Source organism: Lysobacter sp. 5GHs7-4 (assembly GCF_021284765.1).
In the GTDB taxonomy this organism is placed as follows: Bacteria; Pseudomonadota; Gammaproteobacteria; order Xanthomonadales; family Xanthomonadaceae; genus Lysobacter.
In genome coordinates this window covers 3,870,850-3,883,172 of record NZ_CP089924.1, presented here as the reverse complement: position 1 = coordinate 3,883,172, position 12,323 = coordinate 3,870,850, and the positions used below count along the sequence as shown (strand labels likewise).

Here is a 12,323-nt window from a genome sequence, read left to right as displayed (position 1 = left end):
TCAAGCCCCGAAGTGGGTCAGCACGCCGGCGATGGTCGCGGTCATGAAGGTCGCGATCGAACCGCCAAGCACCGCGCGCAGGCCGAAGCGGGCCAGGTCGGCGCGACGTTCGGGGGCCAGGCCGCCGATGCCGCCGATCTGGATCGCGATCGAGCTGAAGTTGGCGAAGCCGCACAGCGCGTAGGTCGCGATCAGGCGGCCCTGGTCGGTAAGCACCACGCCGGCGACCTTGCCGTTGACGATATCGGCCAGGTGCGCGTACGCGACGAACTCGTTCAGCACCACCTTCTCGCCGATCAGGCCGCCGACCGTGGTGGCGTCCACCCAAGGCGTGCCGATCACCCAGGCGATCGGCGCCAGCAGGTAGCCGAACAGGGTCGACAGGTCGGTGGGCTTGCCGATCGCGGCGGCCAGGCCGGTGACGTCGCCCAGCCAGATCAGCGGATGGTTGACCAGCGCGATCAGGGCGATGAAGGCCAGCAGCATCGCGCCGATGTTCAGCGCCAGGCGCAGGCCGTCGCCGGCGCCGGCCGCGGCCGCGTCGATGACGTTGGCGGTGGTCTTCTCGACCTCCATCTTGACCGTGCCGCGGGTCAGCGGCTCGCCGACCTCGGGCACCAGAATCTTGGCGATCACCAGGGTCGCGGGTGCGGCCATGATCGAGGCCGCGAGCAGGTGCTTGGCGTAGAACGCCTGCTGCTCCGGATCGCCGCCGCCGAGCATGCCGACGTAGGCCGCCAGCACGCCGCCGGCGATGTGGGCCATGCCGCCGATCATCATCGTGATCAGCTCGGACTCGGTCATCTTCGGGATGTAGGGGCGCACGGTCAGCGGCGCCTCGGTCTGGCCGATGAACACGCTGGCGCAGACGCTGGTGGTCTCGGCGCCGGACACGCGCATGACCTTGGTGATCACCCAGGCCATGCCGCGCACGATCGCCTGCATCACGCCCAGGTGGTAGAGCACGCCCATCAGCGCGGCGAAGAAGATGATGGTCGGCAGCACCTGAAAGGCGAAGATGAAGCCGAACTTGGAGGTGTCCATCAGGCTGCCGAAGATGAACTCCGAGCCCTTGCCGACGAAGCTCAACACCTTGACGAAGCCGTGGCCGATCGAGTCGAACACGTCCTTGCCGCCGGGCACCAGCAGCACCAGGGCCGCGAATGCGATCTGCAGCGACACGCCGGTGACCACCAGCTTCCAGTCGACGCGACGCTTGTTGTTGGAGAACAGCCACGCGATGCCGACCAGCACCGCCAAGCCGAACAGGCCGAATAACACTCGGACGATAGAATCCACTCAGTTCTCCCCGTGCCTCCGGGGCACCGGCGGCTGATTATCGTTATTGGACCGCGCCGGACGCGGCCGCCGGCCTTTTGGTGGCCGGAGGCGCAGCCTAGTCCACCGGTCCGCGCCGCGGCAAGCCGCGGTGCCGGTTCAGGTATCGCGCGCGACCACGCGGTTGCGGCCCTGCTGCTTGGCCTGCTGCAGGCGGCGGTCGGCGCGGCGCAGCAGCCGCGACAGGTCCGAGCCCTCCTGCGGGTAGCCGGCCAGGCCGGCACTGAAGGTCAGGCGCAGCGGCTCGGCGCCGCGACCGGGCTCGAACGGGCGTTCGGCCAGGACCTGGCGGATCGCGTCGACCTGCTCCCAGGCCGTGCCCAGGGGCTTGCGCAGCAGCAGCACGAACTCCTCGCCGCCCAGCCGCACCAGCCATTCGGTCGAGCCGGTCTGCTCGCGCAGCACCGTGACCACGTGGCGCAGGGCGCGGTCGCCGGCGTGGTGGCCGTTGTCGTCGTTGATGCGCTTGAAATGGTCCAGGTCGATCAGGGCCAGGGTCAGGCTGCCGCCGTCGTGGCGCACCGCGTCGAACAGGCGCTGGATGCGGTGCACCAGCCAGGTCCGGTTCGGCAGCCGGGTCAGGCCGTCGGTGCCGGACATCTCGATCAGGCGCTGCATGCGGTACACGACCATGGCGGTGATCAGCGCCACCATCACCAGCAGCACCACGCGCTGGCCCTGGCCGCCGGGGGTGACCGCGCCGTAGTCGCTGGAGATCAATTGCTCGGGCGAGGACGCCAGCGCGAACACCGCCAGCACCAGCGCGCTGTACTGCACGATCGCCAGCCCGCCGGCGAACAGGGTCACGCGGCCGTCGCTGCGCAAGGCGGTGAGAATGATGGACAGCACGTAGCCGCACCACACGATCAGGCTGTTGAGCCCGGCCGGCAGGTGTTGCAGCGCCAGCGCGGTCAGCACCAGGGTAGTGGCGGTGACGTCGAAACCGGCGGTGGCGAACGGCAGCCAGCGGTAGCGCCGCGGCCGCCGCGCCAGCGCCAGCCACAACTGCGCGAACACATTGACGAAGATCGCCCCGCCCAGGCCGATCAGGGTTTCCTGGATGGTGCCGCCGCCGATCGCGTTGAGCGGCGGCAACAGCAGCAGCATCGCCGCCAGCACGGCGCGCAGCCGCGCCACCGTCAGCTCGCCGCCGGCGCCGATCTCGAGCATGATCTCGTCGGGTCGCGACAACAGCGATACCGCGATGTCGCGCAGGCGTGAGCCCGTGGCGTGCATGGTGTCTCCCCGATGAGCCCGCCGAGCATAGCGCGCGTGCGGCGGCGAGGGCAGGGCGCCCGCCGCCGCCACGCGGCCGCGCTTAGATCCCGCGCACCGCCACCCACAGCGCCAGCGCCGCGAACACCGCCGCGGCGACCATGCGCGCGGCCTTCAGCGGCAGGCGGTCGGCGAAGCGGCTGCCCAGCAGCACCACCGGCACGTTGGCCAGCAGCATGCCCAGCGTGGTGCCGGCCACCACTTCCCACAGCGGCGAATAGCGCGCCGCCAGCAGCACGGTCGCCACCTGGGTCTTGTCGCCGATCTCGGCCACGAAGAAGGCGATGGTGGTGGCGATGAAGGCGCCGCGCGCGGGCAGGCGCTCGCCTTCGCCATCGAGCTTGTCGGGCTTGAGCGTCCACAGCGCCACCGCCAGGAAGCTGCCGGCGACGATCCAGCGCAGGGTCGCCGGCTGCAGCCATTGCGCGACCAGCGCGCCCAGCCAGGCGGCCAGGGCGTGATTAAGCAGGGTCGCGACCAGGATGCCGGCGACGATGGGCCAGGGCCGGCGGAAGCGCGCGGCCAGCAACAGGGCCAGCAGCTGGGTCTTGTCGCCGATTTCCGCCAGCGCGACCGTGCCGGTCGAAAGCGCGGCGGTGGCCAGGGGCAGCGTGCCTAGCGAGGACATATCCATCAGGAACTCCGGGGCCGGGCTTCGCGCGAATGGCGAAGGCAAACGCTGCACGGCCCGACCCGGCTTTCGCCTGAGTAATCGCGCAACGCCTGCCTTCGGTCTTGCCCGTGGTCGCTGGCGCGGACGCGAGGTCGCGCGCTGGCTGCCGCTCCTGCGCCATGGCCGGTGGGCCAAGTGTGTTGACGCAGGTCCCCGCGTGCCGGGCGACCGGCGGCGGAGGGGCTACTCCCCGGAGGAGGAAGTGCGCGCATTGTACCCGCTCCGCCGCCGCGCCGCATTCGGCCCGATCCGCCCGTCTGTGGTTGCGTCATGGCCGTCTGTAGGAGCGGCGTAAGCCGCGATTGAAACTCAGTCGCGACGTGACCGCCGTCTGTGGGAGCGGCGTAAGCCGCGATTGAGACCCAGTTGCGACGCGCAGCCATCTTGGCTACGCCGCTCCCACAGACAGCGGTCACGCGGCTGACGGCCAGCCCGACCCCTCGACCACGGGCCAGCGAGTAGCATGCGAATTCGATCCGCCCCCATTCGGAGCACCTCATGCAATACCGTCGCCTGGGATCCTCGGGCCTGCAGCTGTCGGCGCTGTCGTTCGGCGCCTGGGTCACCTTCGGCACCCAGATCGGCCGCGGCGCGGCGCGCGAGCTGATCGCCACCGCCTGGGACCACGGGGTCAATTTCTTCGACAACGCCGAGGGCTACGCCAACGGCGAGGCCGAACGCGTGATGGGCGACGTGATCGCCGACCTGCGCCTGCCGCGCGACGGCTACTGCGTGTCCAGCAAGGTGATGTTCGGTTCCGCCGCCGATCCCCTGCCGACCCAGAAGGGCCTGTCGCGCAAGCACGTCACCGAGGCCTGCCACGGCGCGTTGCGCCGGCTGCGCGTCGACCATCTGGACCTGTACTACTGCCATCGCCCCGATCCCGAAGTGCCGATCGAGGAAACCGTGTGGGCGATGGACGCGCTGATCCGTCAGGGCAAGGTGCTGTATTGGGGCACCTCGGAATGGTCGGCCGCGCAGATCCGCGAAGCGCACAAGATCGCGCGCGCCCAGCACCTGCATGCGCCGACCATGGAGCAGCCGCAGTACAACCTGTTCCACCGCGAGCGCGTCGAGCTGGAATACGCGCCGCTGTACGCCGAACTCGGCCTGGGCACCACGATCTGGTCGCCGCTGGCCTCGGGCCTGCTGACCGGCAAGTACAACGACGGCGTGCCCGAGGATTCGCGCCTGAACCACGAGGACTACCGTTGGCTGCAGCGCAGCGTGCTCAGCCCCGAGCAGCGCCGGATCGAGCGCGCGCGCGCCTACACCGCGGTCGCGCGCGAGCTGGGCGCCGAGCCGGCGCCGCTGGCGATCGCGTGGTGCCTGCGTAACCCGCACGTGTCCAGCGTGATCCTGGGCGCGACCCGTCCCGAGCAGCTGCGCCAGAACCTGCAGGCGCTGGAGCTGGTCGACCGCTATGCCGAGCCGGACTGGGACCGGGTCGAGAAAGCCACTGCCTGAGCCCGAGCGGGCATCCCGCAGGGCGGGGGCGGACCAATGTATTGGGACCGAAACGCGCAGCAGCGCGGCGCGGCAGGGCAGCGCCTGCGCGTCGCCGGCGTTTCCGTCGGGCAGCGATGTAAACAGGTGTTGACTGGCAAATGAGAATCATTATCATCAAACTCGAACCCCGACCGAGTCACCTGCCATGTCCCTGCGCCAGCCGGTGTTGCAGCTCAAACCTCGTACCGATCGCTCCCTCCCCCCGGTGGTCAGCGTTGCCGTCGCCGCCGTAGCCGCCGCCCCCGCGGCGAGCGCCGCCAGCACGCTGCTGGTCGAAAGCGGCTCGCTGCTGCGCGGCGCGCGCGAAGTCCTGATCCGCCACGGCGGCGAGGTCTATCGCCTGCGCCACACCCGCAACGACAAGCTGATCCTGACCAAGTAAGGCCCGCAAGGCCGTTGCGCGACTGCGTTACGGCATGGCCGCGCCGCGTTCCCAAGGATGGGAGGCGGTGCGGCGGTGCCATGCCGGTCGCGGAGCTTTCGCATTCCGATCCAGCGCGACGCGTCAGTCGCGATGCGATGGCTCGGATGCAGCGCCAGGGACGGCGCGACACCCACACAGGTAGCCAGCTCCGCCGCACCGCGGCATGCCAGCCAGCCCGAATCCACTATTCGAGTCTGACTCCATGCATCGCGTCCACCGCACCACCGGCCTGCGCCCGTCCGTTCGCCCCTTCGTCCCCAACACCCTGGCCCTGGCGCTGTTGCTGGCCCTGCCTGCCGTCGCGCTGGCCGCGCCCGCCGACGGCGCCGCCGAATCGCCGGACGGTTCCGGCGCCGGCGCGCGCGAACTCGAGCGCATCGTCGTCACCGCCACCCGCACCGAGCGCGAACTGCAGGACGTGCCGGCGGTGGTCACCGCGATCGACCGCGAGCGCATGGACCAGGAGATGGTGCGCGACCTCAAGGATCTGTTCCGCTACGAGCCCGGCATCGGCGTGAGCAACGTGGTCGGCCGCTTCGGCATCGGCGACATCCGCATCCGCGGCCTGGGCGGCAACCGCGTGCGCGTGGAAGCCGACGGCATCTCGGTGTCCGACAGCTTCAACATCGGCAGCTTCTCCAACGCCAACCGCAACTTCGTCGACCTCGACACCCTCAAGCGCGTCGAGATCGTGCGCGGTCCGAGCAGCGCGCTGTACGGCTCCGACGCATTGGGCGGCGTGGTCTCGTTCGTGACCAAGGATCCGTCCGACTATCTGCTCGACGGCCAGGACAGCTACTTCGGTTTCAAGCTCGGCTACCAGGGCGAGAACCGCGGCCTGTTCGGCGGCGCCACCGCGGCCTTCGGCGGCGAGCGCTGGTCGGGTCTGGTCGCGGTCGGCCACCGCCAGGGCAAGGAGACCGAGAGCATGGGCACGCGCCGCAGCGAGGACGCCAGCCGCACCGCCGCCAACCCGCAGGACAGCGACGGCCGCAGCTTGCTGGCCAAGCTGGTGTTCGCGCCCAGCGAGCACCAACGTTTCAAGCTGACCGTGGAAGGCAACGAGGACCAGACCGACACCGACGTGCTCAGTTCGCGCGGCAACGCCCTGACCGTGCCCGGCGCGCCGCAGGTGCGCACGCTGTCGCTGCTGGGCGACGACCACCAGACCCGCGCGCGGGTGTCGTTCGCGCACGAGGTCGACGCGCTGGACGCGGCCTTCGCCGACTCGCTGCAGTGGCAGCTCTACCGCCAGGACAGCGAGACCACCCAGCGCACCACCGAGGAGCGCGTGACGATCGTCGGCGGCCGCCCCACCAGCCCGACCCGACGCGAGCGCGAGTTCAACTTCGACCAGCGCACGGTCGGCGCCGAGGCGACGCTGCACAAGGAATTCGCCACCGGTGCGGTCGCGCACACCCTGACCTACGGCTTCGAGTACAGCCGCAGCGACATCCGCCAGAAGCGCGACGGCCAGGCCACCAACCTGACCACCGGCGTGGTCACCAAGACCATCTCGCCGGACGTGTTCCCGGTGCGCGATTTCCCGGTCAGCCGCACCACCACCGCGGCGCTGTTCGTGCAGGACGAGATGCAGTTCGCCGACGGCGCGTTCCGCCTGGTGCCGGCGCTGCGCGTGGACCGCTACGAACTCAAGCCGGAGCTGGACCCGATCTTCGCCGGTGACAACCCGGGCGCGGCGGTGAGCCAGCTCACGGAAACCGCGGTCTCGCCGAAGCTGGGCGCGGTGTGGCATTTCGCCCAGGACTGGTCGCTGTTCGGCGGCTATCAGCACGGTTTCCGTGCGCCGCCCTACAACGACGTCAACCTGGGCTTCACCAACCTGCAGTTCGGCTACACCGCGATTCCCAATCCCAACCTCAAACCCGAGACCAGCGACGGCATCGAACTGGGCCTGCGCTACTCGGGTGAGGCGGTCTACGTGGAGGCCTCGGCCTACTACAACCGCTACGAGGACTTCATCGAGTCGCAGCGCTTCATCGGCACCAATGCGCAGGGCCTGATGGTGTTCCAGTCGCAGAACGTGTCCGAGGCGGAAATCCGCGGCGTGGAAGTGCGCGGCGGCGTCGACTTCGGCGCGCTGTCGGCCTCGCTGAGCGGCTGGTCGCTGCGCGGCGCCGCGGCCTGGTCGAAGGGCGAGGATCGCAGCACCGGCGCGGCCCTGTCCTCGATCGATCCGCTGCGCGCCTCGCTGGGCCTGGCCTACGACCGCGACAGCTGGGGCGTCGAACTCGCCGGCCGTTTCGCGCGCCGCAAGAGCGATCTGCCGCAGCCGGGCCTGTTCGCGGCGCCGGGTTACGGCGTGCTGGATCTGCTGGCGCATTTCAGCTTCGCGCCGGGCGCCACGGTCAACCTGGGCGTGTTCAATCTCGGCGACAAGAAGTACTGGGACGGCGGCGATCTGCCCAGCACCCTGGCCGGCAGCAGCATCACCCTGGACCGCTACACCGCCTCGGGCCGCAACCTGGGCGTGAGCCTGGCGGTGAACTGGTAAACATGCGCGCTGCACGACCGCCGATGCTGTCGCTCGCGGACGCGGGCCTGCCCGCGCCCGAGCGGCTGGCCGCGGTCGCGACCGTGCTGTGTCTGTACCCGAGCCGACAGCGCGACGCGCTGGCCGGCTGGTCGAACAGCGCCAGCGCGCAACGGCTGTTCGGCGAGGGGTCTGACGTGGCGCGCGAAGGCCTGCTGTTTCGCGACGCGCAGGGACGCGCGTGCTGGCGCCTGTACCTGCTGCCCGACAGCGATTTCCTGGCCTGGGACTTGGCCGTGGGCCACCTGCCGGCGGCCGCGCGCCGCGACGACGCCGGTGGCTGGGCGCGCATGCGCGGTCGCGTGCGGCGCTGGCTGCGAGGCGGCTGGACCGCGCAGGCGCTGCGGTTGCAGCTGACCTGCGACGAAGCCGGCCGCCGCATCCTGATCGCCGACGGCGCGGCGCTGTCGCCCTTGGGCCGCGAACACGCGCGCCGCATCGCCGCCTCCGAGCGCGCGCCGCTGCGCACCACGCCCGACACCTGCTGCTGCATGGCGCGCCGCGCCGCGGCGGTAGCGCACGCGCGTGCGGCCCAGTCGCTCGCCTCCCACCGACCGGGCATTCCGCTCCCGACTTCTTCAATCCGCTAGACCCACAAGAGAAACGCAACCATGAAGCACCGCCTGCTAGCCCTCGGCCTGACGCTCTCCTGCGCGGCTGCGCCAGCCTTCGCCCTCACCCCCGCCGCCGCCGACACCGCGCGCGACCGCGCCTCGATCCTGGCCATGCAGGGCGAGTACATCGTCGATTTCGCGTTCGACGAAACCGTGTTGCTGCAGCCCGGCTACGAGCGCGCGCCGGCCATGCGCAGCGGCGGCAACGAGACGGTGATCGTGGTCGAGGACACGCCGACCAAGATCGTCCTGCAGCACATCCTGGTCGACGAGAAGAGCGGCCACGTGACAAAGCACTGGCGCCAGGACTGGACCTTCGAGGCGCCGACGCGTTTCGAGTTCAGCGCCGACCAGACCTGGCAGGTGCGCGCGGTCCCGGCCGAACTCAATCGCGGCGCCTGGACGCAGTGCGTGTTCGAGGTCAGCGACGCGCCGCGCTACTGCGGCACCGGCCGCTGGGAGTACCGCAACAACGTCGCCACCTGGACCAGCGACCTGAGCTGGCGCCCGCTGCCGCGCCGCGAGTACACCAAACGCAGCGATTACAACGCGGTCGCGGCGATCAACCGCCACACCCTCACGCCCGGCGGCTGGACCCACGAACAGTTCAACACCAAGGTGCTGCGCAAGCCCGACGGCAGTCAGGTCGAGCTGGCGCGCGAGTTCGGTTTCAACGATTACCAGAAGACCAAGGACGTGGACTTCAAGCCGGCCTATACCTATTGGCAGGCCACGCGCGGTTACTGGGGCAAGGTGCGCCAGCGCTGGGATGCGTTCCTGGGCAAGGCGCCGGGCGTGCACCTGAAGACCAAGGTCGACGGCATGGCGATGATCATTCCGCTGTTCGAGCAGGCCGGCGAGCTGGAGCAGGGCAAGCCGGTCGCCGACGGCGCGATCGATGCGGTGTTCGAAAAGTGGGTGGAGGCGGCGCCGCAGGAAAAGCGCTGAGTCGCCGCGCCACGCGACGCGATTCGTCGTCGCGCGAAACGACGAACGGCGCCTCAGGGGCGCCGTTCGTTTGTGCGCATCGCGCTCAGACCAGGACCGGCGCGCTCGGCGGCTTGGGTGGGCTGGGCGGTGCGGGCGGCGGTGCGGGCGGGCTCGGCGGCGCGGGCGGTGCCGGTGCCGCGACGGGAGGCGCTGCGGGTGCCGCCGGCGGGCGCGGTGCGGCGGGTGCGCGTGGCACGGCCGGTGCGCGCGGCGCGGCCGGTGCGGCCGGCGGCGCCGGCGGCGTCGGCAGCAGCAGGCGCACGGTCTTGGGCACTTTGATGCGGGTGCTGGCTTCCTTGCGATCGCGCAGGTACGCCACCGACACCTCGCTGCCGTCGGGACGCGCGCGCAGCGCTTCCATGGTTTCGCGCGGCGTGCCGACCGGTTTGCCGTCGATGCTGCGGATCACGTCGCCGGGTTCCAGCCCGTCCAGATCGGCGCCGGCGCTGAGCACCAGCACGCCGCGTTCGGCGCCGAAGTAGCGGCCCAGGCCCGGATCGACCGTGGCCAGGTTGAGGCCGTTCCAGCGGAACGCCTCGACCAGGGTCGGCAGCGGGCAGTCCTCGTCGTGGCGACCCTGGCAGGCAGGGGAGCGCAGGCGTGCCAGATCGGTCCGGATGTGTTCGCGGATGCCGGCCATCGCCTCGTTGGCGGCGCGCGGATCGGCGTTCGCGGCGTCGATACGGAAGCGGCGCATGACCGCGTCGCGACCCGCCATCGAAACCGGACCGTCGGGACCGTCGAACATCACCACGTGCTCGCCCAGTTGCGGCGTGACCTTGACCGTGGCCTTGCGGCCGTCGCGCTCGTAGTCGATCGCCACCGCCTTCTTCACGTCCAAATCGTCGAGCGCGGCGCGGGTCGCGTCCAGGCGTGCTTCCTGGTCTCCGGCGCGCATCGTACGCCCGTCGATGGCGAGGATGCGATCGCCGCTACGCAGGCCGGCCTTGGCCGCGGCGCTGTCGGGCGTGACCGCGACGATGCGCGCGCCGGCTTCGGGGTCGGAGTCCAACACCACACCGAGCAGCGGACGGCGTTCGCTGCGGTTGATCACGAAGGTGCGTTGCGCGTCGAGCGCCGACAGGCGCGCGAGTTCGGCGGTATCGCGCGCCAGTTCGGCGTCGCCGCGATCATCCAAGGCTTGGCCGCGCGCGCCTTCCGCGCGCAGGCGCGCCAGTTCGCCGACCCTGCGCTGGGCCTGGCGCAGTTCGTCGAGCGCGGCCTTCATTTCGGCGTCGGTCTTGGCATCGGTGGCGGCGTCGCCGCGGACCACCACGGTACGGGTGCGTGCCGGTTCGTCCTGGGCGATCGCCACCGTGGCGACGGTCGCGGCGATCGCGAACGCGAGTGCGGTGATGCGGAGCTGGGCTGACATACGGACCTCTGTGGGTGACATGTGCTTGGGAATGAGGCGGAAAGCGGGGATGAGGGATCAGTCGACGCGCACCAGCGCGCCGTCGTAACGCTCGCCGTGGGCGGCGAACCAGCGTTGGGTGCTTTCGACGCCGGCCAGGTCGCGCAGCGTCTGCACGCGTTGCTCCCATAGCGAGGCGCGCTGCGCCAGCGGCAGGGCGTCCTCGCGCAGGGCGGCGTCGATCACGCCGATCCGGCTGTCCAGATCGGCGCTGATCACCGTGGTACTGGCGTTGCCGACGCGCTCGTCGCGCGCCAGCGCCACCAGCGCTTCCAACTGCGCCGACTCGCTCTGCCAGCGCGAGATCGCGGCGGCGTCGGCATCGGCCAGTGCGATGTCGTCGGTCACGACCGCCGGGGCCGGGCGGTCGATCGCGGGCTTGGCGTTGCGGCGCGCGCCCGGGCGTGAGCGGCGCGTGTCCTGGGCGAGCTTGCGCGGCGGCGCGGCCTGGCCGCGGTCCGGCGTGGCGCTGGCAAGGGAGGTCTTGGGCGCGGTCGCGAGCGGGACGGCGTCGACGCGGCGCGGCGCGTCCTTCGATGCCGGGGCATCGGTACGCGGCGCCGCGGCGACCGGCGGCTTCGTCGTTGCGACCGAGGCGACGTCCGGCGTCGCGCGGTCGCTGTCGCCCAATCGCGCGATCGGCAGCAGCGCGATCAGACCGAACACCGTGGCCGCCGCGGCCCACAGCGGCCAGCGACGACGTCGCGCGCGCTGGGCGTGGGGCGATGCCGTGCCGGCGCCGCCGCGCGCATCCAACCTCGCCGACACGCGCGACCAGCCGTCGGCGGGCGGCGTTTCGGACGGCAGCGCGGCGAACGCGGCCGACCAATCCTGTGGCGGGCGAGGGCCCTGACCGGAGCTGGCGTCAGGCATGGGTGGTCTCCGTGGTCGGTTCCAGCAGGTCGCGCAGGCGGCGGCCGCCGCGCGCTAGCTGGGATTTGGAAAAACTCGGCGTGCGCTGCATCAGCGCCGCGATCTCGTCGTGGGTATAGCCCTCGGCGTGGTACAGCCACAGCACGCTGCGGGTGGCGGCCGGCAGCTGCGCCAGCGCGCGCGCCAGCGCCGATGCGTCGGCCGCGGCCGGCGGCGGCGGCGCGACCTCGTCGGCGAGGCGATCGTCCTCCAGCACCAGGGCGTGCTCGTGGCGGCGTTGGCTGCGCAGGCGCATCAACGCCTCGTTGATCGCGATCTGGCGCAGCCAGCCCCAGAACGGGCTGTCGCCGCCGCCGCCCTGGCCGCGGAAGTCGCCGATGCGCGCCAGTACCTTGAGCATGGTGTCCTGCAGCACTTCGGCCGCCTCCTCGCGATCGCCGCCGCTGCCGCCCAGGATCCGCAGCGCCAGGGTGTAGACCGGGCGCTCGAACCAGCGGTAGATCTGTTCGAACGCGGCCCGCTCCCCGGCGCGCGCGCGGGCGAGCAGGGTGTCGGGCACATCGATCGCGAAGCTGGAGGTGGCGGGCATGTAGAGGTCTGGATGCGGCCGGGCGGCAAACCGTCGCAGCCCCCGGCTGGCCCTATACTCCGCCTATCTA

General features: G+C 71.0%; 10 protein-coding genes and 1 pseudogene. 5 read left to right on the top strand and 6 right to left on the bottom strand.

What is annotated here, in order from left to right; translation table 11 throughout:
* From LVB77_RS17555 to LVB77_RS17545, 3 genes are all read right to left on the bottom strand, one after another.
* Positions 1–1,299 carry a nucleoside transporter C-terminal domain-containing protein gene (locus LVB77_RS17555; protein ID WP_232907356.1) on the bottom strand — a complete coding sequence of 433 codons (1,299 nt, stop codon included), beginning with the start codon at positions 1,297–1,299 and terminating at the stop codon, positions 1–3.
* 138 nt (positions 1,300–1,437) lie between these two features.
* The gene (locus tag LVB77_RS17550) at positions 1,438–2,574 is read right to left on the bottom strand and encodes a GGDEF domain-containing protein (protein WP_232907355.1); all 1,137 of its coding nucleotides are present in this window, start codon (positions 2,572–2,574) and stop codon (positions 1,438–1,440) included.
* An 82-nt stretch (positions 2,575–2,656) separates the two neighbouring features.
* Positions 2,657–3,247 (bottom strand): TMEM165/GDT1 family protein, encoded by a 591-nt coding sequence (locus LVB77_RS17545; RefSeq protein WP_232907354.1) that lies wholly within the window; start codon positions 3,245–3,247, stop codon positions 2,657–2,659.
* Positions 3,248–3,784: 537 nt separating this feature from the next.
* Between LVB77_RS17545 and LVB77_RS17540 the strand changes: the two genes are divergently transcribed.
* The 5 genes and pseudogenes from LVB77_RS17540 (at position 3,785) to LVB77_RS17520 (ending at position 9,335) form a co-directional block, all read left to right on the top strand.
* On the top strand, positions 3,785–4,753 hold the full coding sequence (locus tag LVB77_RS17540; protein WP_232907353.1) for an aldo/keto reductase: 969 nt from the start codon (positions 3,785–3,787) through the stop codon (positions 4,751–4,753).
* 319 nt (positions 4,754–5,072) lie between these two features.
* Positions 5,073–5,177 (top strand): annotated as a pseudogene (locus LVB77_RS17535) (hemin uptake protein HemP); the annotation flags it as partial.
* Positions 5,178–5,421: 244 nt separating this feature from the next.
* Entirely contained in the window at positions 5,422–7,734 is a 2,313-nt protein-coding gene (locus tag LVB77_RS17530) for a TonB-dependent hemoglobin/transferrin/lactoferrin family receptor (protein ID WP_232907352.1), read from the top strand.
* 23 nt (positions 7,735–7,757) lie between these two features.
* On the top strand, positions 7,758–8,363 hold the full coding sequence (locus tag LVB77_RS17525; protein ID WP_232907351.1) for a Hemin transport protein: 606 nt from the start codon (positions 7,758–7,760) through the stop codon (positions 8,361–8,363).
* 21 nt (positions 8,364–8,384) lie between these two features.
* Entirely contained in the window at positions 8,385–9,335 is a 951-nt protein-coding gene (locus tag LVB77_RS17520) for a DUF6607 family protein (protein ID WP_232907350.1), read from the top strand.
* An 85-nt stretch (positions 9,336–9,420) separates the two neighbouring features.
* Here the strand turns inward: LVB77_RS17520 and LVB77_RS17510 are convergent, their stop codons facing one another.
* Genes LVB77_RS17510 through LVB77_RS17500 form a run of 3 tightly spaced genes read right to left on the bottom strand, consistent with a single transcriptional unit; the run spans position 9,421 to position 12,253 of the window.
* A complete protein-coding gene (locus LVB77_RS17510) occupies positions 9,421–10,752 on the bottom strand; it encodes a PDZ domain-containing protein (RefSeq protein ID WP_305068901.1) in 1,332 nt (443 codons plus the stop codon).
* Positions 10,753–10,809: 57 nt separating this feature from the next.
* The gene (locus LVB77_RS17505) at positions 10,810–11,664 is read right to left on the bottom strand and encodes a hypothetical protein (protein ID WP_232907349.1); all 855 of its coding nucleotides are present in this window, start codon (positions 11,662–11,664) and stop codon (positions 10,810–10,812) included.
* Complete coding sequence (locus LVB77_RS17500; RefSeq protein WP_232907348.1) at positions 11,657–12,253, bottom strand: sigma-70 family RNA polymerase sigma factor; 597 nt, start codon at positions 12,251–12,253, stop codon at positions 11,657–11,659. The genes LVB77_RS17505 and LVB77_RS17500 overlap by 8 nt, the downstream gene beginning before the upstream one ends.
* Positions 12,254–12,323: the final 70 nt, after the last annotated feature.